The sequence below is a fragment of the Pseudomonas rhizoryzae genome (assembly GCF_005250615.1).
Lineage (GTDB): Bacteria > Pseudomonadota > Gammaproteobacteria > Pseudomonadales > Pseudomonadaceae > Chryseomonas > Chryseomonas rhizoryzae.
In genome coordinates this window covers 1-25,889 of record NZ_SULM01000011.1, presented here as the reverse complement: position 1 = coordinate 25,889, position 25,889 = coordinate 1, and the positions used below count along the sequence as shown (strand labels likewise).

The window sequence follows — 25,889 nt, the reverse complement described above, 5'->3', positions numbered from 1 at the left end:
CGTGTCGCGGATCGATACCGGCCTTCGAATACCGTCGAAGCGCTCGGTCGACTGCTTTACAAACAGCTCAAATCACCAGGAGAAGTCGATGAAAACCCTATTCAAAGCGCTTTGAAAGCGCTGGAGGCAGACTGCGCTACTTTGCCGGAGGTGTCAATCGCCGTATTATCCGGCCGCTTCCCGATGAGCTTCTTCTTCGAACGGCTTCACCTATCCGCCAGGTACCGACAACAACATGATCAACAGCCTGAAGGATCTCGCGGCCCATCTGGGCCTCTCGCCGACCACCGTGAGCCGGGCCCTGAACGGCTATCCGGAGGTGGGCGCCAAAACGCGCCAGCGAGTCTTGGAGGCGGCGCAACGCCTCAACTACCAGCCGAATCCGACTGCGTTGCGCCTGGCGACCGGGCGGGCCGACGCCCTGGGCATCCTGCTGTCGATCCACGACAACATGCTGGAAAATCCCATCGTCACCGACCTGCTGACGGGCATCAGCGAAACGGCCGCCGAATGCGGCCTGGCCATTCATCTGCTACCCACGCTCAAGGGCCAGGAGCGCGCCGTGTGCGAGCGCGTCATCGGCTCGGGCGCGGTGGACGCCCTGGTGTTGCTGTCGCCGGTGTTCGACGATCCGGAGACCTCCGACCTCGCCGAGATCGCCTTTCCGGTGGTCGCCCACGGCTTGCCGGTGTTCGGCCAGAACGTCGCCTCGCTCAGCGTCGACAGCGTCGGCGCCTTCGCCAAGGGCACCGCGCATCTGATCGGCTTTGGTCATAGGCGCATCGCCCTGCTCAATGGCGAGGAGCACCTGGCCTATGGTCGTGATCGCCGCGCCGGTTATCTGACCGAACTCGCCGCCGCGGGTCTGAGTGCCGATCCCGCGCTGATGGCTGCCGGGCAGCAGACCTATGCCCGCGGCTACCAGGCCGCCCGCGGCATGCTGGCCCTGGCCGAACCCCCGACCGCCTTTCTCTGCTCGTCGGTGCTGCAGGCCATAGGCGCGGCCCGGGCCGTCGCCGAAGCCGGGCTCAGCATTCCCGGCGATGTCTCCCTGCTCGCCCACGACGATGTCGTCGCGGCACTGCCGACGGAGATCGCCGCACCGGGACTCACCGTCTTGCGTTCCTCGATCCGTCTCGCCGGGCGGCGCATCGCCCACATGGCCATCGAGCGCGCCCGCGGCGTACCGGCGGCAGAGCTGGTGGAAGTCTGGGACGTGCCGCTTATCCCCGGTACGTCCACCGGTCCGGTGCGTTCGAGCTAGAGAGAGGCGCGATCCACCAGCGGACAGGCCAACTGATGTCGCGCCCGGTCGTTGGCGCGTCCTTCGATCAGGTGCAGGGCCGCCTCGCGCCCGAGTTCGAAGTGCGGCAGCTGGACGGTGGTCAGGGGCGGATGGAACAACTCGGCGACGCCGACCATGTTGTCGTAGCCGAGCACGGCCACGTCTTGCGGAATGCGCAGGCCGCGCGCCAGCAGCCACTGGTAGGCGACCAGGGCGATCCGGTCGTTGCCGCAGATCAGCAGGTCCGGGGTCGCCGCCGTGGTGGCGAAGCGGCGCTCCAGTTCCAGGCGGGTCTCGTCGTAGGCATCGTCGGTGCTCAGGTCGTATTGGCCGAGGTCGTCATCAGCCAGACCCGCTTCCCGGCACGCCCGCAGCAGACCCTCCTGGCGTAGCGGCCAAGCCGGACTGGGGCGCGGCAGGTTGATGCTCAGCGGGCGCCGGTAACCGCGCGCCAGGGCGGTGCGCACCGCCTGGTATTGCCCCTCGGCATCGTCCGGTACGTAACAGGCCACCGCTGCGCCTTCGGCATAGCAGTTGCTCAGGACTACGGGACGCTCCCCCAGGCCGGAGGGGACCGCCAAGGCGCGCAGATACATGGAGCTGAAGACGATACCGTCCGGGCGGTGCGCCAGCATCAACTCGATGTCCTCGGGGCTGGGGCGATCCTCCAGCAGGTTGAGGATGAACAGATTCCAGCCATGCTCTCGGGTCGTGCGCTCCAGGCCCAGCAGCAGATCCACGGCGAAGGGGGTGGTGGCGGTGCCCAGGGCGAAGACGCCGATGGTCTTGCCGCTGGAGCGTCCGCCGCGAATCCGGCGGGCGGCCAGATCCGGCACGTAGCCGAGCGTCTGGATCGCCGACTGGATGCGGGTCAGGGTCTCGGCCCCGAGCTTCTCCGGGTTGTTCAGCGCCCGCGAAACCGTCATGGCCGAGACCCCGGCCAGGCGCGCCACATCCTTCACCGATGGCATTCCATCCCTCCCGCTCGCGTGATCAGGAGGGGAGTATGCCAAATCGACAGGAGATCAGAGCGCCAGATCGCGCAGGGTCCAGCCGTGCAGCTCGTTGAAGAGGGCGCTGCCGTTACTGGCGAAGAGGGCTATCCCATGGCTGTCCGGCCCCGGATAGAGGCGGCTGCCGAAGGTGTAGAGACCATCGTCGACGAATACCTCCAGCGACGACCTGTCCAGATAGAGGCGCAGGTGCAGGGTCGTCTGACCGGCGGCCAGCGGCAGGCTGCGCACCCCGGCCACGCCGCGTCCGGCGCGTTCGCGATCCAGCACCAGGCGGCCGGCCTGGGCATCCACGTAGAGCAGCGTTTCCTCCCGCCCCTGCGGGTCGACCCGCAGGGCCAGGCCGAAACGTTCGGCATCGCTGGCGGCGAGGTCGATCTCGATCTCGAGTTCCAGGCGCTCGCCCGCCAGCGGCAGCAGCCGTCTTTCGCTCTGCAGGCGCTGCGCCGCGAAAGAATGCTCGCTCTCTCGCAGTGCCACCAACTCGCGCACGGGTCTTTGCCGCAGGCGGTCCCCGTCCAGGCTGACTTCACGCGGCAGCGAGAGCATGCCGCACCAGCCGTCGGCCTGGCTCGGCATGGGGCTTTCCCACATGTCCAGCCAGGCCCAGAGCAGGCGGCGTCCATCCGGCGCCTCCAGGGTCTGGGCAGCATAGAAATCGTGGCCGTGGTCGAGCTCGATGAAACCGGTGCGCGGCAGGAAGCGCGCGGCGTCGGTGAGTCGGCCCAGGCGATAGGCGTTCTGGTAGAGATTGCGATAGCGATAGCCCAGGGGGCGCAAGCCCTGTGGCGAGCAGAGGAAGACGTCCTCGTCGCCCAGCGGGAAGAGATCGGGACATTCCCACATGTAGCCATCCTGCTCGCGGGTGCCTCCCAGGGCGGTGCCCAGGGCCTCCCAGGTGTGCAGGTCGCTGGAGCGATAGAGCAGCAGCCGGGGATCGTCACCTTCGCGCGCACCGAGAGCCAGCCACCAGGCGTCGTCGCGGCGCCAGACCTTGGGGTCGCGGAAGTGCTGCATCTCGGGGACCGGCGGCTCGATCACCGTGCCGTGTTTGGTGAAGGTGAGGCCGTCCCGGCTGCTGGCCAGGCACTGCACCTGGTACAGCCCCTGGTCTTCGCGCCCCGGCTCGCCCAACCAGCGATGGCCGGTATACAGCAGGTAGAGCCGATCCTCCCAGACCACCGCCGAGCCGGAAAAGCAGCCATCGCGATCGGCTTCGGTATCCGGCGCCAGGGCCACCGGCAGGTGCTCCCAATGGACCAGATCGGCGCTCTTGGCATGGCCCCAGTGCATGGGACCCCATTTCGTCGAGTAAGGATGGTACTGGTAGAAGACGTGATATTCGCCCCGGAAGAACACCAGTCCATTGGGGTCGTTCATCCAGCCCACCGGTGGCGCCAGGTGGTAGGCCGGGCGCCAGGCGTCGTGGCGTTGCTCTAATTGTTCGAGGATCGCCGCGCGAGCCTTGGACAGTGCGGAAGAAAGCATGAAATCGGTCTCACAGAAAAAGTGGAAAAGGGTCCGAGAACGCTCGTCCGCACAGGTGCGGAGACGTCGCCTGGGACCGGCAACCCGCTAGGGCTACTCGACATGGGCGCGGCCACGGCTGCGTCGAACCGCTGCGCTTGAATGCCCGTACTAGGGCGATTCAGCGTGCCTTCGCACCGCTGGAAAATTTTTTGGGCACTCTTGTTTTTTGTTTTGGTAACGTTAACACTGCCGTGCATTGACGGGCCTGACCGACGGTTTGTCAAGCGGTGGCGTTCCGAAAGGTAAGGGGTTCGGAACGTCGCTCCAGCAAGACCACAGACAAAAAAAACAAAAGGTGACTCATGAAGGCTCAATGCTATGGAAGAGGGGCGGCCGCGTCCCTGTTGCTGTTCTCGCCGCTCGTCCTGGCGGCACCCAAGGGGCTCACGCTCGAAGAACGGCTGGCCCAGCTGGAATCCCGCGTGGTCGCCGCCGAGAGTCGCGCCGCCAAGGCCGAGGCCGAGGTAGCCCAGCTCCGTCAGGATGAACAAGCCAAGGCGGCCAAATCCGCCAAGCCCACCGCAACGGCCGGCACCACCGCCGCGGGTACTCCAGTGCCTGCCGCCAATACCGCGCCGAAGGGCGAGCAGTTGTCCCTGGATGAGCGCATGGCGCGTATCGAGGCGCGGCAACTCGCGGTTGGCGAGGCGCCAGCAACGGTCAAGCCGACCGACAGCGGTTTCAAGTTCGGTGCCTATGCGCGCTCCGGTTTTCTCGCCAATGGCGACAAGGCCGGGCGGGGCGGTCCCGGGTTGACGCCGGCCGGCTCCGTTGGCGGCAACGTCGGTCGTTTGGGTAATGAGCCCGATACCTACATCGAGGCCAAGTTCTCCCAGGAGCAGCAGGTGGAGAACGGTACGCGTTGGAAGTACCTGCTGATGCTGGCCGATGGGGTGCAGACGCCCAACGTCTGGACCGCCCAGGAAAGTAACCTGAACGTGCGCCAGGCCTATGCCGAATTGAGCAGCCTGGCCTCCTTCAAGTCTTCTCCCACCTTCCGCGACTCCACCCTCTGGGCCGGCAAGCGCTTCGACCGCGACAACTTCGACGTGCATTGGCTGGACCGCGACATCGTCTTCCTGGCCGGTACCGGTGCCGGTATCTACGACGTCAAGCCGACCGACTACTGGCGCCTCAACGCCTCGCTGATGAGCCGCTCCTACGGTGACTTCGGCCTGGAGAACGGCAAGGACACGCGGACCTACATCGGCACGCTCAACCAGTTCTTCGACCAGGGGCGCTGGCAGGTCATGACCAGCGGCATCACCTCCGGGCAGAACGACGGTCGCCTGGCCCAGCCCGGTGCGGGCGGTAACGATCATCGGGTCAACCTGGGCGGGCAGACGCCGGGCGACAGTGGCCTGCACACCGCCTTCACCTATGCCCAGAACGATTTCTTCGGCCGTGAAGGGCTGTTCAAGATCTCGCTGCTCTATGGTCGCGGTCTCGGTGCGGAGCTCAGCCAGGTGGGCGGCGACGGCGACCTGCTGGACAAGGCCCAATCGCTGCGTCTGGCCTTCTACGGTCACACCCGCCTGAGTCCGTTCTGGCGCGTGGCACCGGCGGTGATCGCCGAGCGCGGTACCGACCGCTACATGCCGGGTGACCACTACCGCTACGTCACCACCAACCTGAGACTCTCCAACGACATCACCCGCAACTTCGAGATGCAGTACGAGCTGACCTTCCAGAACATGGATATAGATGCCCGTGGCTATGCGGGACGTGGCGTCGCCGATGGCAACTTCTGGAAGGCCACCATCGCGCCCACCTTCAAGGCGCAGACGGGCGACTATCTGCTGCGTCCCGAACTGCGGGTATTCGCCTCCTACATGAACTGGACCTCCGGACTCGACAACTTCAGCCGTTCCGACGACCTGGGGCAGCCGGGCTTCAAGTCGGGGGGCGTCTGGCAGGTCGGTACGCAGATGGAGGTGTGGTTCTGAGTCTTGAACGAGCGGCGCTTTCCGCGCCGTTCGTCTGAAATAGTCATATGGGTTAAGAGGTTTTCAGCGGCTCAACGTCCAGGGTTTGGCCGCTTTTTTCGTCTTCGTAAGGGCCGGCGAAGCGATTCAAGGTATCAAGAAAATTTCCCACACTGCCGATGGTGTCATCAGTTGGCCAGCGGCGGTTCGCTTTCTGTAAGTCATGTCATAGTTAAGTCAGGCGTGGCTTTCCAGCTTCTCCCATGCCCTGGTCCCCGTTCGTTCGATCCACGCGGAGTGGATCTTCAACAGGGCAATGTCCATGTTCAAGCGGTTGTTCTCGTCCTCGCGCCTACGCTGGAGCTTAGCGGTCTTCCTGTGCGGGGTTCTGCTGACAAGTCTGACTACTCGTCATCTCGCCGAGCGTAACGACCGTCAGGTTCGCAGCGCCTTGCGCATGGCTTCCGAAGATGCGCGCACACAGATCCTGGAGCGCCTGCGCACCTACGAGTACAGCCTGACCGGTATGCGCGACGTGGTGCTCACGGCGGGTGACAACCTCTCCCGCGAGCTGATCACCCGCTACGGACTCATCCACGACCTGAGTCAGGAGTTCAAGGGGGCCCGCGGCGTGGGTTTCATTCGCCGGGTACCGCTGGCGGAAGAACAGCGCTTCGTGCAAGAGGCGCGCGCCGATGGCTATCCGAACTTCACCATCCGCAGCTTCGCCGATCACGACGGTGATCGCTTCGTGGTGCAATACATCGAGCCGATCGGCCGCAATCGGCGCGCGGTGGGAATGGATGCCGCGTCCGAGCCGAGTCGCCGTGAGGTCGTGTTGCTGGCCATGCGCAGCGGTGCCGTGCAGCTCAGCGCGCCCCTGCAACTGCAGGCCTCTGAGCGTCCCGAGCCGGGTTTCCTGATGGTGTTGCCGGTCTATGTGGGTGGCCATGCGCCCGCGGATGTGGGGCTGCGCGAGGAGGCCACCCAGGGCTGGTCCTATGTGCCACTGGGCGTGCAGGAGATGCTCGGCACCCTGCATTTCAATAAGCCAGGGCTACGGGTGACGCTGAGCGACGTCACCGATCCGGCCCAGCCGCGGCTGTTCTACCACTACCATGAGGACGGTGGGCAGGGCGCGGCGGCGACCGCCCAGCCGCTGCCGGAAATCACTACCGAACAGGATGTCTATGGGCGTAAGTGGCGCCTGAGTTTCGCCGCCACCCCGGTGTTCGTCAGCGCCCTCGAACTGACTTCGCTGCCGCTGGTGCATCTGTTCGGCAAGCTGTTCAGCCTGCTGGCCGCCGGCCTGACCTTCGCCCTGCTGACCACTCGCCAGCGCCGCCGCCAGTACCAGCAGGACCAGGCCAACCTCACTGCGGTGGTGGAGAGCTCCTCCGACGGCATCATCAGCAAGGACCTCAACGGCGTGGTGCTGAGCTGGAACCACGCGGCGGAACAGCTGTTCGGCTATCCCGCCAGCGAAGCCGTGGGGCAGCGCCTGCTCGATCTCGTCGTGCCCACCGAGCTGGAGCATGAAGAGTGGTGGGTACTCGACCGGATTGGCAAGGGGGAGCCGGTGCCGCACTTCGAGACCCGGCGCCAGCATCGCGACGGGCGCTACATCGATGTCCTGGTCAGCGTCTCGCCGATGCGTGGGCCCGACGGCCGGGTGGTCGGCGCGTCCAAGACGGTGCGCGACATCTCGGTGCAAAAGGCCGCCCAGGCCGAGATCCTGGCGCTCAATGCGCGTCTCGAAGAGCAGGTGGCCCAGCGTACCGCCGAACTCAGCCAGACCAACCGGCTGCTCGGCGACGTGCTGCGCGCTGCCTCCGAGGTAGCCATCATCGCCACCGACCGCGAGGGGCGTATCACCCTGTTCAACGAGGGCGCCGAGCGCCTGCTGGGCTATCGCGCCGACGAGGTGGTGGGCCGCTGGCAGGCCAGCGACTTCCACCTGCCCGAGGAACTGGAGGCCCAGGGCCGGGCCCTGAGCGCCCAGTATGGCGGGCCGGTCAGCGGCTTCCGCGTGTTGGTCGAGCGCTCCGAGCGCGTCGGCGCCGAGGCGCGCGAGTGGACCTATGTCCGGCGCGACGGTGAGCACCGTGACGTCAGCCTGGTGGTCACCACCATGCGCGACGAGGCCGGACAGATCAGCGGCTACCTGGGTATCGCCTCGGACGTCACCGAGCGCAAGGCCGCCGAGCTGGAGCTGGCGGCCAGCCTGGCGCTGACCCGGGCGATCCTCGACACCGCGGTGAACCCGGTGCTGACGGTGGATGACGCCGGCCGGGTGAGATCCTTCAACCCGGCCGGAGAGCGGGTTTTCGGCTATGCCGCCGCCAGCGTGATCGGGCAGGACATCCGCCGGCTGATTCCCTCCTACCTGACCGGCTACGAAGCCCTGTTCACCCTGGATGGCGAGGGGGAAAGCGGGCAGGTCGACAGCCTCGGCCACGAGACCCTGGGCCGGCGTGGGGACGGCAGCGAATTTCCCATCACCCTGAGCCTAGGCATCACCTGGGTGGACGGCCAACGGCTGGCGGTGGCCATCATTGCCGACATCACCGAGCAGTGTCGCCAGCGCGATGCGCTGTTGCAGACCCGTGACCAGTTGACCATGGCCGCCGAGGTGGCGGCGCTGGGCATCTGGTGTTGGCAGCCGGAAAGCGATCAGGTGCAGTGCAACGAGCGCATGATCGAACTTTACGAATGGAGTCCGGAGCAGGTCCAGCGCGGCCTGGTCTATGAGGACTGGCGCCGCTGCGTGCACCCCGACGACTTGGCCGATACCGAGGCGCTGCTAGCGGCGGCCATGGCCGGCCAGGCGGTGTTCGATCCGGTATTCCGCGTCTGCTGCCAGGACGGCTCGTTACGGCACATTCAGGCCGGCGCCCGCACCGAGCGCGATAGTCGTGGTCGGGTTCTGCGCCTGGTGGGGACCAACCGCGATATCACCGAGCAATTGGAGCTGGAACATCGCCTGCGCGAGGAACGCACCCGCGCCGACCTGGCCAGCCAGGCCAAGTCCTCCTTCCTGGCCAACATGAGCCACGAGATCCGCACGCCGATGAACGCCGTGCTGGGCATGCTGCAATTGCTGCAGCGCACCGCCCTGGATAGCCGCCAGGGCGACTACCTGACCAAGGCCCAGCAGGCGGCGCGTTCGCTGCTGGGACTGCTCAACGACGTACTGGACTATTCCAAGATCGAAGCCGGCAAGCTGCAACTGGATGTCCATCCCTTCAGCCTGGAGCAGGTGCTGCGCAACCTGGGCGTGGTGCTCTCCGGCAACAGCGGCGAGAAGAACGTCGAGATCAACTACCAGCTCGAAGCGGGGCTACCCACCGCGCTGATCGGCGACAGCCTGCGCCTGCAGCAGATCCTCATCAACCTGGCCGGCAACGCCCTGAAGTTCACCGAGGCGGGCCAGGTGCTGGTCAGCGTCCGCCGCCTGTCCCCGGCGGACGGCCCGCTACGGTTGGAATTCGCGGTGCAGGACACCGGCATCGGCATCAGTCCGGACCAGCAGGCGCAACTGTTCCAAGGCTTCACCCAGGCCGAGGCCTCGATCAGCCGGCGCTTCGGCGGCACCGGCCTGGGCCTGGCCATCTGCAAGCGCCTGGTGGAACTGATGGACGGCGAGTTGCAGGTGGAGAGCCAATTAGGCGTGGGCAGCCGCTTCTGGTTCGACGTCACCCTGGCGGTGGACAGCCAGGGCGAAGCCCCGCTCGCGCCGGTACGCCGCCGGGTACTGCTGGCCGACGACAATACCCTGATCGGCCATTTGCTGGTGGAAACTTTGGCTGCGCTGGGCTGGCAGGTGGACCTGGTCACCAGCGGCGCCGCCGCCCTGGCGCGGATCGCCCAGGCGCAGAGCCAGGGGCAGCCCTATGAGGCCGTGCTCATGGACTGGCGCATGCCCGACGGCGATGGCTTGCAGAGCGCACGCCAGTTGCGCGCACAGCAATCCGCCAAGCGACCCAAGGTCATCATGCTCACCGGCTTCGGTCGCGACTTTCTCAGTGAGACCCAGCAGAGCGCCGAGGCGCCCTTCGACGACTACCTGACCAAGCCGGTGACCCCGGCACAGATCGTCGAGGCGGTGGAGCGCGCCCTGGGTGCCGAGATCCCGGTCGGGGTGCACGCCGCGGCGGCGGTGGACGAAAGTCACCGGCTGGCCGGCTTGCGCCTGCTGGTGGTGGAAGACAACGCCCTCAATCGCCAGGTGGCCGCCGAGCTGCTGCTGGCCCAGGGCGCCCAGGTGGAGCTGGCGGAGGGTGGCCTGGAGGGCGTCGAGCGGGTGCTCTCCGGCGCGCCGCTCGACGTGGTCATCATGGACATGCAGATGCCCGACATCGACGGCCTGGAAGCCACTCGTCGCATTCGTGCCGATGGCCGCTTCAGTACCCTGCCGATCCTGGCGATGACCGCCAACGCCTCCCACACCGATCGCGACGCCTGCCTGGCTGCCGGCATGGACGACCACATCGGCAAGCCCATCGACCTGGAACTGCTGGTCAGCCGGTTGCAGCGCCTGACCGGCCAGGAGGTGACGGCTACGACCATGGTCACCTTGGTCGGCGCGGAGCGCGCGGTGGAGCCGTTGAGCGTCGTCCTGCGCCGGTTCGGCGGCGATGCACGGCTGTTCACTTCGCTGCTCGAACGTTTCGCCGAAGATTCCTCCCAGCTGCTGGCGGCCCTGGCGCAGGCCTGGGGGGCGGATGACAACGAAGGCGCGGTGGCCGTCCTGCATTCGCTCAAGGGTAGCGCCGGCACCATGGGTGCCCAGCGTCTGGCGGCTCGCGCCGCCGACGGCGAGCGGGCGGGCAAGGCGGGCGCTGGGATACCGGCGGATGTCGCGGCCGAGCTGGGGACCCTGCGGCTATTGCTCGACGAGGCCCTCGCCGAGCTGCGCAGTGCCCTCGCCGAGCGCCTGCCGCCACCACCGGCGCAAATCGCCGCTACGCTGATAGTGGACTGGTCCGCCCGTTTGGACGAACTCGCGCTCTTGCTCGGCCAGGGCAACCTCGAAGCCCTGGACCGGCTGGCCGAGCTGCCCGAGCAGTGCCGGGCCGAAGCCCAGGTGCGCTACGACCTGTTCCGTGCCCAGGTCGAGACGCTCGATTTCGCGGCGGCCCTCACGACCCTGCCTGATCTCAAGGAAGCGCTATGACTCAAGGAAGCCCTATCAATCCAGCGACCGCCGCCGAGACCACCGGGCGGCGCAGCAAACCCAAGCTGCTGATCGTCGACGACCAGCCGCTCAACATCCGTATCCTCCACGAACTCTTTCGCGAAGATTGCGAAACCCTGATGGCCACCAATGGCGCCCAGGCGTTGCAGCTGGCCCTGGCGCAGCAACCGGATCTGATCCTGCTCGACGTGATGATGCCCCAGCTCGACGGTCATGAGGTGCTGCGGCGGCTGCAGGCCGATCCGGCCACTGCGGCCATCCCGGTGATCTTCGTCACCGGCCAGGAAGGCGCCGACGAGGAGGTGACCGGACTGGAGCTGGGCGCCGTCGATTTCATCAACAAGCCGATCAACCCGGTGATCGTCCGCGCCCGGGTCCGCACCCAGCTGACGCTCAAGGCACAGCGCGACGCCCTGCGCAGCATCGCCCTGGTCGACGGCCTCACCGGGGTCGCCAATCGGCGCCAGTTCGACGAGGCACTGCTGCGCGGTTGGCGGCAGAGCCAGCGTGAAGGTACGTCCTTTTCGTTGATCCTCATGGATATCGATCACTTCAAGGCCTACAACGACCACTACGGCCATCTCGCCGGCGACCAGTGCCTGCGCCAGGTCGCCCAGGCCCTGGGCCAAGGCCTGTTCCGCCCCTACGACCTGCTGGCGCGCTACGGCGGCGAGGAATTCGGCTGCCTGCTGCCGGGGACCGACCTGGAGGGCGCCACCCAGGTCGCCGAGCGTCTGCTGCAACAGGTGCACGACCGGCGCCTGCCCCACGGTTATTCCTCGGTGACTGGCTACGTCACCCTGAGTCTGGGCGTGGCCACCGCGCTGCCGCCCACCGCCGTCGATCCGGCCGCCCTGATCACCGCCGCCGATGCGCAGCTCTATGCGGCCAAGCACCAGGGGCGGGCGCGGGTCTGCGCCGCTGAATTGGTCGGCTGAGCGATGCCGCGCGGGTAACGCCGGGTAACAGAGCTCGCGGCTTTCTTCGCTGTCCAGACTGGGCGGCGAGGCGGCAGGCTGGCAGACTGCGGGCAGGGATTCTGCCGTTCGGTAATCTATGTACTCCTTCACGCAACGCCAGGCCATCTTGGCCAGCTGGATCATCGTCTTCACCGCCCTCTACCTGGTTCTCCCGCTCAAGCTGCTGCCCAGCCTGCTGGCGGGACTGCTGGTGTACGAGCTGGTCAACACGCTCGCGGGTCGTCTGCAGCGCCATCTACCCGGTGGGGGCGCACGCTGGCTGGCGGTGGCCCTGCTCGGTGCCCTGGTGGTGAGTCTGCTGACGCTATTCTTCGTCTGGTTCACCAGCTTCATCATCCAGGAGGTGCAGAATCCCGGGCGCCTGCTGGACAAGTTCATGGTGCTCACCGAGCGCGCCCGCGCTCAACTGCCGCCCTCGCTGGACGCCTACCTGCCGGCCAACGCCGATGGCATGAAGCGGGAAATGGTGGAGTGGATCCGGGCCCATGTGGCGCAGTTGCAGCTGTTCGGTCGCGACGCCGCGCGGACCTTCGTCATCGTGCTGATCGGCATGATCCTCGGCGCCATCGTCGCCCTGCAGCCCGCGCCCGATCCCGAACGCCTGCGCCCGCTGTCCGGCGCGCTGCTGGTACGCCTTGGCCTGGTGGCCCAGGCCTTTCGCAACATCGTCTTCGCCCAGATCAAGATCTCGCTGCTCAACACCACCCTCACCGGCATCTTCCTGCTCGGCGTGCTGCCGCTGTTCGACGTCCACCTGCCGCTGGCCAAGACCCTGGTGATCCTGACCTTCATCCTCGGCCTGCTGCCGGTGATCGGCAACCTGATGTCCAACACCCTGATCTTCATCGCCGGCCTGTCGTTGTCGATCTGGGTGGCCATCGCCGCCCTGGGTTACCTGATCGCCATCCACAAGCTGGAATACTTCCTCAACGCCCGCATCGTCGGCGGCCAGATCAGCGCCCGCTCCTGGGAGTTGCTGGTGGCCATGCTGGTGTTCGAGGCGGCCTTCGGCCTGCCCGGCCTGGTGGCGGCGCCGGTCTACTATGCCTATCTCAAGAACGAGTTGAAGGCGGAAGGGCTGGTCTAGTCATGACCCTTGTCTACCGCCCCGCCGGCCTGGCCGACCTGGAAGTGCTGACGGGCTTCAATGCCGGTTTGCAGCGTGATCAGGGAAGCCCACAGCCCCTCGCCGAGGCGGCATTGCGCCAGCGCCTGGCGGACTGGTTGAGTCGGGGTGAATACCAGGCCGTCCTGGCCGAACGGAACGGCCAGCCGCTGGGCTACGCACTCTATCGCCTGGAAGAGGCGGCAATTTTCCTGCGCCATCTCTATGTGGCGCCCGAGGCGCGCCGCCAGGGCCTGGGCCGCGCCTTCTACCGCCAGCTGCGCGACCACCTCTGGCCGGCTGATTGGCCGGTCAGGCTCGATGTCCTGGCCACCAACAAGCGCGGCCAGGCCTTCTGGGCGGCGCTGGGCTTCGAAACCTACAGCCTGACCTTGCAGCAGCAGCCGACCGTGCGCTACTGACGATCCAGATTCGACCACATGCGCTGCCAGAAGGCCCCAGCCTGCTCGTTGCTGGCGCGCCACTCCTGTTCTAAGCGCTCGCGCTCGGGCGTACCCAGGTCTTCCGGGCAGTCCAGGTAGCGGTCGGCGGCAGCCTGGGCTTCCGCCTGCAAACGGCGCCATTCGCGTACGTCGTCGAGCCAGCAGCGGCCGGTGAGTGTCTCGTAGTACTCATGGGCGATCGCGTCTTTGTTCATGGGGGATTCCGCACAGGGCCTAGAGCCTAGACCGCAAGCGGTGCGCGGTGTGCCCGACGCGGCTGCCAAATGAAGTCTAGGTAGCTGTCGGCCAGGGTGTAGTGGGCGCCCACCGCTTTGGCCCGGGGTGCCAGCAGGGTCGACTCGGCGGCCGCGCGCCGGGCAAGAAAAAGCCGCGTCAGGGACGCGGCTTGGGTCTTGCTCAGGCAGAGGTCACTGGCGTGCCAATACCGTGCTGCGACCAGCCTTGGGCGCACCCGGCAGGGGGCTCAGGGCGCCGGTTTCCAGCCAGCGGCGTACGCGGGTGGCGTCGGCCATGTGGGTGAACTTGCCGAAGGCGTCCATCACCACGAAGGCCACCGGCCGGCCGGCCATCACGGTACGCATCACCAGGCAATGCCCAGCCTTGTCGGTGTAGCCGGTCTTGGTCAGCTGCACGCTCCAGTCGGGGTTGTAGATCAGGTGATTGGTGTTGCGAAAGCCCAGTACATAGTTGGGATTGCGGAACGCCTGGGTCTTTTCCGGAGTGGTGCTGAGCTGGCCGAGCAGCGGATAGTGCTCGGTCGCCTTGAGCAGCGTCACCAGGTCGCGGGCGGTGGAGACGTTGAGCGGCGACAGGCCGGTGGGCTCGGCGTAGCGGGTGTTCTTCATGCCCAGGGCGCGGGCCTTGGCGTTCATGGCGGCGACGAAGGCCTTCTGACCGCCCGGATAGTGATAGGCAAGACTGGTGGCGGCACGGTTTTCCGAGGACATCAGCGCCAGTTGCAGCATGTCGCGGCGCGTCAGCTCGCTACCCAGGCGCACCCGCGAGAAGACGCCACGCATGGCCGGGTTCTCGCTGATGTCGATGTCGATGACCTGGTCTAGCGGCTGTTTGGCATCCAGTACCACCATCGCGGTCATCAGCTTGGTGACCGAAGCGATGGGGGCGACTTGGTCGGGATTCTGGGCGAACAGCACCTGGTTGGTCTTGAGGTCCACGACCAGGGCGTGGTTGGACGCCAGGCGTTGGGCGGTGGCCGCGGCGGCGGCCTTGACCTTCGGTGGGGTCTGGGCCAGGACGGCCGGACTCAGCCCGACCAAGCCAGCCAGCAACAGGCCGGCAAGTTGATGACAGATCTTCACGGTGGCAGCTCTCGAATATGGCGGGGTTAGAACAACCGCGAACGGCAATGCGCCTTGCAGATCAAGGACATTGCGCAGAGATTTCACGTCTTTTATCACCCGGAATGTCGGCTGGGAATCCGACAAGGCAGCTTTTTACACAGCGCGCTGGCAAAAAGTCACAATTAGTTGCAAGTGGGCGACGGACGGCGGGGATAGCGGAGCGAAAGGGCGCCCGAGAGACCTCGGGCGCCTTGCCTTTCAGTCGTGGGCTTCCTGGGCGGCGGGGCCGAGCATGCTGCCGGTGACCAGGTAGCGCTCGTGCCAGGCCAGGGCCTCGGGCAAGAGGTGCGGCGTGTGCTTGCCATGGCTGCCGGCCAGGGCGCGTTCGAAGTAATCCTCCAGTGCCGGACGGAAACTCGGGTGCACGCAGTTTTCGAGGATGGCGCGGGCGCGCTGCTTGGGACTGAGCATGCGCAGATCGGCCAGGCCCTGGTCGGTGACGATCACCGCGACATCGTGCTCGGTGTGGTCGACGTGGCTGACCATGGGTACCAGGGTCGAGATCAGGCCATTCTTGGCCGTGCTCGGCGCCATGAACACCGACAGATAAGCATTGCGGGCGAAATCACCGGAGCCGCCGATGCCGTTCATCATCCCGGTGCCCATCTGGTGGGTGGAGTTGACGTTGCCATAGAGGTCGGCTTCGAGCATGCCGTTCAAGGCGATGCAGCCCAGGCGGCGCACCAATTCCGGGTGATTGCTCACCCCCTGCTGGCGCAGGATGATGCGCGTGCGCAGGTACTCGGCGTGTTCGAGGAAGCGCTCGATGCCCACCGGGCTCAGCGAGAAGGAGGTGGCCGAGGCCAGTTCCATCTTGCCGCTGATGAGCAACTCCAGCATGCCGTCCTGGATCACCTCGGTGAAGGCGGTCAGGCCTTCGAATTCACTCGCGGCCAGGCCCTGCATGAAGGCATTGGCGATATTGCCGACGCCCGACTGGATCGGCAGCAGGTTGGCGGGGATGCGGCCTTGGCGTACCTCGAATCTGAGGAAGTCCAGCAGATGCCCGGCGATGGCCTGGGAGGCGGCGTCCGGCGCCTTGAACGGGCTGTTGCGGTCGGGGGCGTCGGTCTCGACCACGGCCACCACCTTGTCCAGCGGGACCTCCAGGTAGGGCGAGCCGATGCGGTCGCCGGGATGCTCCAGCGGGATGGGCGTGCGCCGGGGCGGCAGGGCGCCGTCGGTGTAGATGTCGTGCATGCCGTCCAGGGCGTCGGGCTGCCAGCGATTGACCTCGAGGATCACCGCGTCGGCCATGTCCAGCCAGGTCTTGTTGTTGCCCACCGAGGAAGAGGGCACCAGCCGGCCATCCTCACGAATCGCGGCGATTTCCACCACCGCCACGTCGATCTTGCCGAAGAAGCCGTAGCGCACCTTTTCCGCCAGTTGGCCCAGGTGGATGTCCATGTACTCGAGGCCGCCGGCGTTGATGCGGCTACGCAGCTCGGGGTCGGACTGGAAGGGCACCCGCAACTCGATGCCATCGACCCGCGCCAGGGCGCCGTCCAGCTCCGGCGCGGTGGAGGCGCCGGTCAGCACCTTGATGCGAAAGGGCTCGCCGGCACCATGGCTGGCGGTGATGCGCTGGGCCAGGGCGCCAGGCACGGCCTTGGGGTAACCGGCCCCGGTGAAGCCGCTCATGCCCACGGTCATGCCGTGACGGATGAACTGAGCGGCCTGCTCGGCGCTCTGGCGTTTGGCAGCGAAGCCGGGGTGGCGAATACGGTGGGACATGACGACCTCTGCGGGTGTTATCGAAAGCACACTAAGAATGTGGATTCTACGCGGAAGGGATGCTTAGGTCCCTAATCAAAAGGTCGGGTGGTGGGGAAATTTTGGGGGAGTGGGGTGTGGGTTGGGTTGGGCTGGGTTGAGCGATAGCGAAGCCCAATGCTTGGGGCTTGTTGGTGCACTTGCTGATTATCGAGTTCTGCTGGCGTTTCTTGTTTCGCCTTGCCGGCGACTCACTTTTCTTTGCTTGTGCAAAGAAAAGTAAGCAAAAGAAAGCACACCCCAACAGTTCGGCCCTCCGCTGCGCTCCGGGTCCCCTCGCTCCGGTGCCGCTCCGGGGGCGCGGCACGAAGGGGCCTCCTGCCCCTCGCGCCTTGCTCGGCGTCCTGCCTCGCATCCCCCTCCGCAACACCTGCTCTCGGCCTCACTGACGGGGACGGGGCGCTAGACTGGGAGTTCGTGTTTTCAAAGAGAACCCATAGCGATTCGTAGCGTGGAAAACCGCGCAGCGTTTTCCACTGAGGAGGTAACGCCTATCGCGTGGACAAGGCTGCGCCGTTGTCCACCCTACCGGTTTGCACCGAAGGCATCAGGCGCGCGAATCGCCCCGTTCAGGAGGGCGAACGCCGGCGTCGTGGAGTGGGTCGAGCCGCATGGATGCGGCGAGAGGCCTAACGGGCCATGGACGGCCCGTGTAGGCCGACCCCGGAACGGCGCTGGCGTGAGCGGACCTGGAGCGAAGCGGAAGGCCGGATGGTCGGGGCAAGCGTTTTTGCTTACTTTTGCGGCGATTGGCAAAAGTGAGTCGCCCGGGTGGGCGAAACAAAAGTCATCCGAGCACTCGATAAGCAGCCAGGGCATCGATAAAACAAGGCATTACGGCAACCGCCGCACCGTTGGGCCTCGCTATCGCTCAACCCAACCTACACCGATCCGCCCGGATCCCCCCCCAGCCCAGGCGTTGGGCACCGAACGCCCAACCACCCCTCACGCCACCATCAAAATCCACGGCACCCCAACCCCCAACAGCACCAACAAGAACAGTGCCCCAAAGATCGTCCCCAGCCGCCAATAGTCCGCGCTGGGCAGGTAGCCGCTGCCGTAGTACACCGGACTCGGCCCGGTGCCATAGGGGGTGATGATCCCCATCAGCCCCAGGGAGGTGCCCAGCAGCAGGGCGAACACCGGCAGGTCGATGCCGGGGATGCCCATGCCGGCGGCCAACATCACCGGCAGCAGCGCGGTAGTGTGGGCGGTGGAGCTGGCGAACAGGTAGTGGGCGAGATAGAAGACCACCACCAGCACCACCATGGCGGTGCCGGCATGGAAGCCGCCCAGGTGGCCGGCGACGAACTGGCCGAACCAGCTGACGAAGCCGACCCGGGTCAGGCCGTCGGCCAGGGCCACCAGGGTGGCGAACCAGGCGAAGGTGTTCCAGGCGGCCTTGTTGCCCAGGGCGTCGTCCCAGGTGATGACTTTGAGCAGCAGCATCAGCACGATCACCATAATGCCCACCAACGCCGGATCGGCCCAGGCGGCGCCGAAGATCCACAGCGCCAGGGCGCCGATCACCAGGGCCAGCAGCAGTTTCTCGTTGCGCGTCAGCGGACCGAGTTCGGCCAGCTCCTTGGCCGCCCACAGCGGCACCTGATCGTTGCGCTTGATCTCCGGCGGATACAGCCAGTAGGCCAGCAGTGGCAGCAGGGCCAGCAAGAGGATGCCCATGGGCGCGGCGGCGATGAACCACTGGCCCCAGCTGATGTGCACCTGGGCGGTCTTCTCGATCAGGGCGGCCGCCAGCAGGTTGGGCGCCAGGGCGGTGAGGAAGAGGGTGCTGGTCACGCAAGTGGAGGCAATGGCCACCCACATCAGGTAGGAGCCGATACGCCGGGCACTGGGGTCGTTGGGTTTGGAGTCGTAGAGCAGCGGCAGGTTGCGGATCACCGGGTAGACGGTGCCGCCGCTGCGTGCGGTGTTGGACGGGGTGAAGGGCGCCAGGGCCAGGTCCGCCAGCATCACCGCGTAGCCCAGGGTCAGGGTTCGGCGACCCATGGCCTTGACCAGCAGCAGGGCAATGCGTCGACCGAGACCGGTCTTCTCGTAGCCCAAGGCGAACATGAAGGCGCTGAAGATCAGCCAGACGGTGTTGTTGGCGAAGCCCGCCAGGCCCCAGCGCAAGGCTTCCTGGGGCGCGCGGAAGCCCGGTGTGGCCAGTTGCGCCGGGCTGAACAGCACCCAGGGCGCCAGCAGGGCCGCGAGGGCCACGCCGATCAGGCCGATCACCGCACCGGGCAGGGGTTCGAGGATCAGCCCCACCACCACCCCGGCGAAGAGGGCGAAGTACAGCCAGGCATGGCTGGGCAGGCCGTCCGGGGCGGGCAGCAGCGCCAGCACACCGGCGACGGCGAGGGGCAAGAGGAATTTCCAGGTGGTACGCATTGGGCTCTCGCAGATGGCGGTGGTCAGGGCAAACCGGCTGGACCGGCTCGGCTGATGGATGACACGCAGCGCCTTCCTTGCGCCTGCCAGGCTCCCTTGCCTGCAGCGGCGCCAAGCTTTGCAAAGCGCGAAGCCCTTTCCCAGCGCCTTGGCCGTGGTCATTCGTCGCAGTCCGCCGGCCTCGGGTTCCGCAAAACATTCTTTACTTATCGAGAATGACTTGCAACGAGACGGGTGACCCTCGTCGCCACCGATTGCACCCGCGGCCCCTACCGGCGAACAATCGGGCGTTCCGTCAACGATAACAATACGAGGAAGAGCCGCATGAAATACCGCCTGGGAGAACAGCGGGTCGAAGCCCACCCACAGAGCTGGGTGGCGCCCACCGCCGCGGTGATCGGCAAGGTCCGCCTGGATGAGGGCGCCAGCGTCTGGTTCGGCGCGGTGCTGCGCGGCGACAACGAACTGATCCATATCGGCCCGGACAGTAACGTGCAGGATGGCGCCGTGCTGCACACCGACCCCGGCTCGCCGCTGACCCTGGGGCGCGGGGTGACCGTCGGGCACCAGGCCATGCTGCATGGCTGCGAGATCGGCGATGGCAGCCTGATCGGCATCCACGCCGTGGTGCTCAACGGCGCCCGTATCGGTCGCAATTGCCTGGTGGGTGCCAATGCCCTGGTCACCGAGAACAGCGTGATCCCCGACGGCTCCCTGGTGCTCGGCTCGCCGGCCAAGGTGGTGCGCACCCTGAGCGAGGCCCAGCAGGCCCAACTGGCGGCCAACGCCCAGGTCTACGTGGCCAATGCGCGGCGCTATCGGGAAGGGTTGTTCGAGCAGGGGGAGTAGGGGAAGGTTTGCAGAGGTGATGGGGGCGTCGGATCATCCCCTCTCCCTCTGGGAGAGGGCTAGGGTGAGGGTAAAGCCGCTCCAATCGCCCAGGCTGAACCGTGACCGCGAAGCCTGTAGCGTGGAAAACGGCGCAGCCTTTTCCACAGGGCATTCATGCCGGGCGCGCCCTCACCCCAACCCTCTCCCGAGGGGAGAGGGGGCTGTCCGAGTGGGCTTTTGGCTCCGTTGCTCGGGCAGGCTCGCGATCAGCTGTCGCCACCCCATCCGCCGGCGCCGGACAATCCCCTCTCCCTCTGGGAGAGGGCTAGGGTGAGGGCAAAGCCGCTCCAATCGCCCAGGCTGAACCGTGACCGCGAAGCCTGTAGCGTGGAAAACGGCGCAGCCTTTTCCATATGGAGACTAGGTGCCCGGCGTGCCCTCACCCCAACCCTCTCCCGAGGGGAGAGGGGGCTGTCCGCGCAGGCTTTTGACTCCGTTGCTCGGGCAGACTCGCGATCAGCTGTCACCACTCTATCCGCTGACGCCAGATCATCCCCTCTCCCTCTGGGAGAGGGCTAGGGTGAGGGTAAAGCCGCTCCAATCGCCCAGGCTGAGCCGTGACTGCGAAGCCTGTAGCGTGGAAAACGGCACAGCCTTTTCCACATTGAGACTAGGTGCCCGGCGTGCCCTCACCCCAACCCTCTCCCAAGGGGAGAGGGAGCTGTCTGAGCAGGCCTATGGCTCCAGTAATAGCCCCCGCCCTCACGGCTTCTCGAAGCGATAGAACAGATTCGGCTCGCTGACCACGTACAGCCGACCTCGGTCGTCCATGGCCACGCCTTCGGCCTGGGGGACGCTGCGACTGAGGCCGTGCTGGCCGCGCAGTAGGGAGAGGGAGCTGATCGGCTTGCCGTCGTCGTCCAGTTCCAGGACCAGCCGCGACTGGTCGGAAAGGGCCAGCAGGTGGCCGGTGCCCGGGTCGAATTGCAGGCTGGAGAGGTCGCGCACGAACAGCCTTCGATCACGTTGGGGATCGCTGCGCACCGACAGGGCCTGCAGCCCGTCGAAGGCCTCTTTGCCCAGGCCGTCGATCTCGTAGATGCGCACCGGATCGCTCTCCTTGGCGACGAAGAAGCGCTCGCGGGCGGCGTCGTAGGCCAGGCCCTCGTTGCCACGGTTGTCGCTTTCGACGTCACTCAGGCTGAAGGGATGACTGACGCTGCGGTCGTCGATGTCCACCGCGCGGGTGTCGGCGCCGATGTGCACCCGCACCAGGCGCTGGCGGCGCTCTTCGCTGATCATGTAGACGCCCGGCGCGATGTATTCGATGGCCTCCGGATCGCTGAAGCCCTTGAGATCCACCTGGCGCAGCAGCCTGCCGTCCAGGTCCAGTTCGAGAAAGCGCGCCGGCTTGTTGGTGACGCTGACCAGGGTGCGGCGGTCCGGATCGAAGCTCAACGCCGAGACATCGGTGATGCCCGCGCCGATGGGGCGCGCTTCCACGGCCACGCGATAGTCCGGCAGCCACAGCGACCGCGCCTGGCGGCTCTCGGCCTGGAACTGGCTTTGGACGTTGAACCAGAGTCGCTCGAACAGGCGGTGCTGCTGGGCCACCAGGGTCAGGGCCAGCAAGAGCGCGGCGCCCAGTACGGCGCCGAGTAGACGAAAGGAAAACAGCGGGAACATCGGCAGGTCCTACGACAACACTGCCGCGCAGCCTAAGGGCGCCTGGCTGAATTCAAGCTGAATAGGCGCTCATTGCGCTGGCGCAGACACCTTGCGAAACACATGGAAGATGTTGGGCTCGCCGATGACGTAGAGCGTGCCGGCGTCGTCGAGGGCCACGCCTTCCGGTTGCTCCAGGGTGGCGTCCAGCCCGTGCAGGCCGCGTCTGAGACTCATGAAGCTGACCGGCTGCCCCTCGGCGGTGTACTCCATCAGGGTATGGGACTGGTCGGACAGCGCCAGCAGATGACCGGTGCGCGGATCGACCGCCACCGCGGAATAGTCGATCACCTGTTGCTTGATCGGGAAAGGTTCGAGCGTGCCGCTGACGCCACGGCCGTCGCTGGCCAGGGTGAAGAGGGCAGCGGGATCGCGCTCCTTGCTGAGGATCAGCCGCTGGTGGCGCGGGTCCCAGGCGATGCCTTCGAAACCCTTGTTGCCGGCATCGGGAAAGCCCAGGTCGTGGTGTTCGAAGGTGTTGGCGTCCAGCTCCCGGGTGTCGTCCTTCAGGGTGAACAGCGACAGCCGCCGCTGGCGCTCGTCGACGATGGCCAGGCGTCCGTCTTCCAGAGCGGTCACCCCCTCCAGATTCGAGGCGTGCTGGATCGGAATGCGGCGCAGGACGTCGCCGGTCAGGCTCAGTTGCACCAGGTAGGGGGTGGTGCCGGTGACGGCGAAGAGGGTGCGGGTCCGCGGATCGTAGGTGAGATCGGAGGTCTCGGCCTCGGCCAGGCCGGGCAACTGCTTGCCCTGGATCACCGCGCGATAGTCCGGCAGCCAGACGGACTGGGCGCGCACTGCCGGTGGCGTGCGCGATTCCTGCCACCAGAGCAGCGCCCGGTCGTTCCAGTGCCAGACGAAGGTGAGGACCAGCAGTACCAGCAGGATGAAGGCGGGGAGGAGGCGGAACAGGACGAGGCGGGGGAGTCTGGACATGCGAATTCTTATTAGAGAGTCGCCGGGTGCCAGACGCACCATCGCCAGACACTCGCCCGGCGACGGTGGGTGGCGGTTTTATAGCACGCGGGTTTCGAAGCGGCTAACGCCCGGCAGCTCCAGCACCAGCTCATCGCCCACATTGAGTGGTCCGACACCTACCGGCGTACCGGTGAGGATGACGTCGCCCGGTTGCAGGGAGAAATGGCCGGCGATGGCCTGGATCAGTGGCAGGATGGGATTGAGCATGTCGCGGCTGTTGCCGTCCTGGCGCACTTCGCCGTTGATGGTCAGGCGCACCGGGATGTCGGCGAGGTCCTCGAAGGCATCGCCCGGCACGAAGGGAGCCAGCACGCAGGCGCCGTCGAAGCTCTTGGCGATCTCCCAGGGATAGCCCTTTTCCTTGAGGCGGCTCTGTACGTCCCGGAGGGTGAGGTCCAGGGAGGGGGCGAAGCCGGAGATGGCGTCGCGCACTTCCTCGGCGGAGGGCTTCTTCGACAGCGGCTTGCCGATCAGCACGGCGATCTCGGCCTCGTAGTGCACCGAGCCCTGGTCGGTGGGAATGGCGAAACCTTCCGCCACCGGCACCACGCAACTGGCCGGCTTGATGAACAGCAGGGGTTCGGTGGGAACCGGGTTGTTCAACTCCTTGGCATGCTCGGCGTAGTTGCGGCCGATGCAGACGACCTTGCCCAGGGAGAAGTGGATCTTGGTGCCGTCGAGATACTGGTGCTGATAGGCCATCTTATGCTCCTGATGAGTGGCGTCCGCCCACGATCTTAACCAAAACCGGCGGCCGCGGGTCGCGAGCCGTTCATGGTCGCACTGAGAAAGCTTCAGGTCGCAATCGGACCTGCAACCGGTCGCTCATGTTAAGATGGCGCCCCTTCGCCGCGGGCGACTCCGGTCGGAACGCCGCGCAGGCTCCCTCTCCCTGGAAACCTGGATTCAACGCAGATGAGCAAGACTTCCCTCGACAAGAGCAAGATCCGCTTCCTTCTCCTGGAAGGCGTCCACCCGTCCGCCGTGGATACCCTGAAGTCCGCGGGTTACAGCAACATCGAGTACGTCACCAGTTCCCTGCCGGAAGCCCAGCTCAAGGAAAAGATCGCCGACGCCCATTTCCTCGGCATCCGCTCCCGTACCCAGCTCACCGAAGAGGTGTTCGACTGCGCCAAGAAACTGGTCGCCGTCGGCTGCTTCTGCATCGGCACCAACCAGGTCGACCTGCAGGCGGCCCGTGAGCGTGGTATCGCCGTATTCAACGCCCCCTATTCCAACACCCGTTCGGTGGCCGAGCTGGTGCTGGCCGAAGCCATCCTGCTGCTGCGCGGCATCCCGGCCAAGAACGCCTCCTGCCACCGTGGTGGCTGGATCAAGAGCGCGGCCAACTCCTTCGAGATCCGCGGCAAGAAGCTGGGCATCATCGGCTACGGCTCCATCGGCACCCAGCTGTCGGTGCTGGCCGAGGGCCTGGGCATGCAGGTCTATTTCTATGACGTGGTCACCAAGCTGCCCCTGGGCAATGCCCAGCAGGTCGGCTCGTTGAACGAGCTGCTCGGCATGAGCGACATCGTCACCCTGCACGTACCGGAAACCCCCGCCACCCAGCTGATGATGGGCGAGCGCGAAATCCGCGCCATCAAGAAGGGCGGCATCCTGATCAACGCCGCCCGCGGCACCGTGGTCGATCTCGACGCCCTGGCCGCCGCCATCAAGGACGAGCACCTGATCGGCGCCGCCATCGACGTCTTCCCGGTGGAGCCGCGCTCCAACGACGACGAATTCGTCTCGCCGCTGCGTGGCCTGGACAACGTCATCCTCACCCCGCACATCGGCGGCTCCACCGCCGAGGCCCAGGCCAACATCGGCCTGGAAGTGGCCGAGAAGCTGGTCAAGTACAGCGACAACGGCACCTCGGTGTCCTCGGTCAACTTCCCCGAGGTGGCCCTGCCGTCGCACCCGGGCAAGCACCGCCTGCTGCACATCCACCAGAACGTGCCGGGCGTGCTGTCGGAGATCAACCGCGTCTTCTCCGAGAGCGGCATCAACATCTCCGGCCAGTACCTGCAGACCGACGAGAAGGTCGGCTACGTGGTGATCGACGTCGACGCCGAGTACTCCGACCTGGCCCAGGAGAAGCTGCAGAACGTCAAGGGCACCATCCGCTGCCGCGTGCTGTTCTAAGCTTTCCAGCTCCATGAAAAAGCCCCGGTCGGGTTCGCCTGACCGGGGCTTTTTGCTTTCGTGCGGGCGGAAAGCCAATCGCGTAGGGTGGATAACGGCGCAGCCTTATCCACCGAGCACGCACGAACCTCTCTGTGGAAAACGCTAGCGCGGTTTTCCACGCTACGGGTTCAGCTCCGCTCCAGGCGCTCCACGCCCTGGGCGGTGCCCAGCAGCAGCACGTCCGCCGGGCGGGCGGCGAAGAGGCCGTTGGCGACCACGCCGACGATGTTGTTGATCCTGGCTTCCAGGCCCACCGGGTCGACGATGTGCATGTTGTGCACGTCGAGGATGACGTTGCCGTTGTCGGTCACCACGCCGTCGCGGTACTCAGGGTCGCCGCCCAGTTTGACCAGCTCGCGGGCCACGTGGCTGCGGGCCATGGGGATGACTTCCACCGGCAGCGGGAATTCGCCGAGCACCTCGACGCGCTTGCTGGCATCGGCGATGCAGATGAATTTGCGTGCCACGGCGGCGACGATCTTCTCGCGGGTCAGGGCCGCGCCGCCGCCCTTGATCAGATTGAGGTGGCCGTCGGCCTCGTCGGCGCCGTCCACGTAGAATTCCAGGTCGCTCACGCCGTTGAGGTCGTAGACGGTGATGCCGTGGCTCTTCAGCCGGTCGGCGGTGGCCTGGGAGCTGGCCACGGCGCCATCGAACTCCAGCTTGTGCTTGGCCAGCAGGTCGATGAAGAAGTTGGCGGTCGAGCCGGTGCCCACGCCGACCACGCTGTCGCGGGAGAGCTGGGGAAGGATGAGGTCGACCGCGGCCTGGGCGACGGCCTGCTTGAGCTGGTCCTGATTCATGGGGGTATCCGCAGAGAAACGGGTGGAGGGTCGCCGATTATAGCCGCTCGGACGGCCTGGCTAACCTACCGCAGGATGCCCGTAGTAGACTTTTCGCCCCCGCCGCACCCCCGGATCGCCCCACCGATGCTCGAACAGTACGTGAAGAAGACCCTGCTCGCCCCCGTCTACGATGTGGCCATCGAGACGCCCCTGCAACCGGCGCGGGCGCTGTCCGAGCGACTGGGCTGCCAGGTGCTGCTCAAGCGCGAAGACCTGCAGCCGGTGTTCTCCTTCAAGATCCGTGGCGCCTACACCAAGCTGGCCAGCCTTTCGACCGAGGAAAAGGCTCGCGG

General features: G+C 66.2%; 19 protein-coding genes. 9 read left to right on the top strand and 10 right to left on the bottom strand.

The window, feature by feature from the left end; genetic code table 11:
• Positions 1-235 precede the first annotated feature (235 nt).
• Positions 236-1,264 (top strand): LacI family DNA-binding transcriptional regulator, encoded by a 1,029-nt coding sequence (locus FAZ11_RS18165; protein ID WP_058774191.1) that lies wholly within the window; start codon positions 236-238, stop codon positions 1,262-1,264.
• Here FAZ11_RS18165 and FAZ11_RS18160 read toward each other — a convergent pair.
• Entirely contained in the window at positions 1,261-2,256 is a 996-nt protein-coding gene (locus FAZ11_RS18160) for a LacI family DNA-binding transcriptional regulator (RefSeq protein ID WP_058774192.1), read from the bottom strand. The genes FAZ11_RS18165 and FAZ11_RS18160 overlap by 4 nt on opposite strands.
• 54 nt (positions 2,257-2,310) lie before the next feature.
• Complete coding sequence (locus tag FAZ11_RS18155; protein WP_058774193.1) at positions 2,311-3,786, bottom strand: glycoside hydrolase family 32 protein; 1,476 nt, start codon at positions 3,784-3,786, stop codon at positions 2,311-2,313.
• 344 nt (positions 3,787-4,130) lie between these two features.
• Between FAZ11_RS18155 and FAZ11_RS18150 the strand changes: the two genes are divergently transcribed.
• The 5 genes from FAZ11_RS18150 to FAZ11_RS18130 all read left to right on the top strand — a co-directional run bounded on the left by FAZ11_RS18150 (position 4,131) and on the right by FAZ11_RS18130 (position 13,457).
• Entirely contained in the window at positions 4,131-5,774 is a 1,644-nt protein-coding gene (locus FAZ11_RS18150) for a carbohydrate porin (RefSeq protein WP_058774194.1), read from the top strand.
• Between the two features lie 436 nt (positions 5,775-6,210).
• Positions 6,211-10,929 carry a PAS domain S-box protein gene (locus FAZ11_RS18145; protein ID WP_240043554.1) on the top strand — a complete coding sequence of 1,573 codons (4,719 nt, stop codon included), beginning with the start codon at positions 6,211-6,213 and terminating at the stop codon, positions 10,927-10,929.
• Positions 10,930-10,943: 14 nt separating this feature from the next.
• On the top strand, positions 10,944-11,888 hold the full coding sequence (locus FAZ11_RS18140; protein WP_058766760.1) for a diguanylate cyclase domain-containing protein: 945 nt from the start codon (positions 10,944-10,946) through the stop codon (positions 11,886-11,888).
• 118 nt (positions 11,889-12,006) lie between these two features.
• Positions 12,007-13,017, top strand: a complete 1,011-nt coding sequence (locus FAZ11_RS18135; protein WP_137279138.1) for an AI-2E family transporter — start codon at positions 12,007-12,009, stop codon at positions 13,015-13,017.
• Between the two features lie 2 nt (positions 13,018-13,019).
• Entirely contained in the window at positions 13,020-13,457 is a 438-nt protein-coding gene (locus tag FAZ11_RS18130; RefSeq protein ID WP_058774197.1) for a GNAT family N-acetyltransferase, read from the top strand.
• Here FAZ11_RS18130 and FAZ11_RS18125 read toward each other — a convergent pair.
• The 4 genes from FAZ11_RS18125 to FAZ11_RS18105 form a co-directional block, all read right to left on the bottom strand.
• The gene (locus FAZ11_RS18125) at positions 13,451-13,693 is read right to left on the bottom strand and encodes a hypothetical protein (RefSeq protein WP_058762726.1); all 243 of its coding nucleotides are present in this window, start codon (positions 13,691-13,693) and stop codon (positions 13,451-13,453) included. The genes FAZ11_RS18130 and FAZ11_RS18125 overlap by 7 nt on opposite strands.
• A gap of 213 nt (positions 13,694-13,906) precedes the next feature.
• Positions 13,907-14,818, bottom strand: coding sequence for a D-alanyl-D-alanine endopeptidase (gene pbpG / locus FAZ11_RS18120; protein WP_058762727.1), 912 nt, complete (start codon positions 14,816-14,818; stop codon positions 13,907-13,909).
• Positions 14,819-15,058: 240 nt separating this feature from the next.
• Positions 15,059-16,594 (bottom strand): acetyl-CoA hydrolase/transferase family protein, encoded by a 1,536-nt coding sequence (locus FAZ11_RS18115; RefSeq protein ID WP_058774198.1) that lies wholly within the window; start codon positions 16,592-16,594, stop codon positions 15,059-15,061.
• A gap of 984 nt (positions 16,595-17,578) precedes the next feature.
• Positions 17,579-19,030: an anion permease gene (locus tag FAZ11_RS18105; protein WP_058774410.1), complete on the bottom strand. Its 1,452-nt coding sequence runs from the start codon at positions 19,028-19,030 to the stop codon at positions 17,579-17,581.
• A gap of 324 nt (positions 19,031-19,354) precedes the next feature.
• Between FAZ11_RS18105 and FAZ11_RS18100 the strand changes: the two genes are divergently transcribed.
• The gene (locus tag FAZ11_RS18100; RefSeq protein ID WP_058774409.1) at positions 19,355-19,879 is read left to right on the top strand and encodes a gamma carbonic anhydrase family protein; all 525 of its coding nucleotides are present in this window, start codon (positions 19,355-19,357) and stop codon (positions 19,877-19,879) included.
• A 744-nt stretch (positions 19,880-20,623) separates the two neighbouring features.
• Here FAZ11_RS18100 and FAZ11_RS18095 read toward each other — a convergent pair.
• The 3 genes from FAZ11_RS18095 to FAZ11_RS18085 all read right to left on the bottom strand — a co-directional run bounded on the left by FAZ11_RS18095 (position 20,624) and on the right by FAZ11_RS18085 (position 23,266).
• A complete protein-coding gene (locus tag FAZ11_RS18095) occupies positions 20,624-21,547 on the bottom strand; it encodes an SdiA-regulated domain-containing protein (protein WP_058774473.1) in 924 nt (307 codons plus the stop codon).
• Positions 21,548-21,616: 69 nt separating this feature from the next.
• Positions 21,617-22,522 carry an SdiA-regulated domain-containing protein gene (locus FAZ11_RS18090; RefSeq protein ID WP_058774474.1) on the bottom strand — a complete coding sequence of 302 codons (906 nt, stop codon included), beginning with the start codon at positions 22,520-22,522 and terminating at the stop codon, positions 21,617-21,619.
• 78 nt (positions 22,523-22,600) lie between these two features.
• Positions 22,601-23,266 (bottom strand): fumarylacetoacetate hydrolase family protein, encoded by a 666-nt coding sequence (locus FAZ11_RS18085; protein WP_058774475.1) that lies wholly within the window; start codon positions 23,264-23,266, stop codon positions 22,601-22,603.
• 213 nt (positions 23,267-23,479) lie between these two features.
• On the opposite strand from FAZ11_RS18085, the gene serA reads away from it, so the two are divergent.
• Positions 23,480-24,709, top strand: a complete 1,230-nt coding sequence (gene serA / locus FAZ11_RS18080; protein WP_058774476.1) for a phosphoglycerate dehydrogenase — start codon at positions 23,480-23,482, stop codon at positions 24,707-24,709.
• A gap of 170 nt (positions 24,710-24,879) precedes the next feature.
• Here the strand turns inward: serA and rpiA are convergent, their stop codons facing one another.
• Positions 24,880-25,554, bottom strand: a complete 675-nt coding sequence (gene rpiA / locus FAZ11_RS18075; RefSeq protein ID WP_058774477.1) for a ribose-5-phosphate isomerase RpiA — start codon at positions 25,552-25,554, stop codon at positions 24,880-24,882.
• 126 nt (positions 25,555-25,680) lie between these two features.
• Here rpiA and FAZ11_RS18070 point away from each other — a divergent pair.
• Positions 25,681-25,889, top strand: a 209-nt coding sequence (locus FAZ11_RS18070) for a pyridoxal-phosphate dependent enzyme (RefSeq protein WP_137283166.1), incomplete at its 3' end; no start/stop codon positions are given.

Excerpts from the sequence above, each read along its gene's own strand:
- FAZ11_RS18165 (WP_058774191.1), top strand. The coding sequence starts at position 236 with ATGATCAACAGCCTGAAGGATCTCGCGGCCCATCTGGGCCTCTCGCCG.
- FAZ11_RS18160 (WP_058774192.1), bottom strand. The coding sequence starts at position 2,256 with ATGCCATCGGTGAAGGATGTGGCGCGCCTGGCCGGGGTCTCGGCCATG.
- FAZ11_RS18155 (WP_058774193.1), bottom strand. The coding sequence starts at position 3,786 with ATGCTTTCTTCCGCACTGTCCAAGGCTCGCGCGGCGATCCTCGAACAA.
- FAZ11_RS18150 (WP_058774194.1), top strand. The coding sequence starts at position 4,131 with ATGAAGGCTCAATGCTATGGAAGAGGGGCGGCCGCGTCCCTGTTGCTG.
- FAZ11_RS18145 (WP_240043554.1), top strand. The coding sequence starts at position 6,211 with ATGGCTTCCGAAGATGCGCGCACACAGATCCTGGAGCGCCTGCGCACC.
- FAZ11_RS18135 (WP_137279138.1), top strand. The coding sequence starts at position 12,007 with ATGTACTCCTTCACGCAACGCCAGGCCATCTTGGCCAGCTGGATCATC.
- FAZ11_RS18130 (WP_058774197.1), top strand. The coding sequence starts at position 13,020 with ATGACCCTTGTCTACCGCCCCGCCGGCCTGGCCGACCTGGAAGTGCTG.
- FAZ11_RS18125 (WP_058762726.1), bottom strand. The coding sequence starts at position 13,693 with ATGAACAAAGACGCGATCGCCCATGAGTACTACGAGACACTCACCGGC.
- FAZ11_RS18115 (WP_058774198.1), bottom strand. The coding sequence starts at position 16,594 with ATGTCCCACCGTATTCGCCACCCCGGCTTCGCTGCCAAACGCCAGAGC.
- FAZ11_RS18105 (WP_058774410.1), bottom strand. The coding sequence starts at position 19,030 with ATGCGTACCACCTGGAAATTCCTCTTGCCCCTCGCCGTCGCCGGTGTG.
- FAZ11_RS18100 (WP_058774409.1), top strand. The coding sequence starts at position 19,355 with ATGAAATACCGCCTGGGAGAACAGCGGGTCGAAGCCCACCCACAGAGC.
- FAZ11_RS18095 (WP_058774473.1), bottom strand. The coding sequence starts at position 21,547 with ATGTTCCCGCTGTTTTCCTTTCGTCTACTCGGCGCCGTACTGGGCGCC.
- FAZ11_RS18090 (WP_058774474.1), bottom strand. The coding sequence starts at position 22,522 with ATGTCCAGACTCCCCCGCCTCGTCCTGTTCCGCCTCCTCCCCGCCTTC.
- FAZ11_RS18085 (WP_058774475.1), bottom strand. The coding sequence starts at position 23,266 with ATGGCCTATCAGCACCAGTATCTCGACGGCACCAAGATCCACTTCTCC.
- serA (WP_058774476.1), top strand. The coding sequence starts at position 23,480 with ATGAGCAAGACTTCCCTCGACAAGAGCAAGATCCGCTTCCTTCTCCTG.
- rpiA (WP_058774477.1), bottom strand. The coding sequence starts at position 25,554 with ATGAATCAGGACCAGCTCAAGCAGGCCGTCGCCCAGGCCGCGGTCGAC.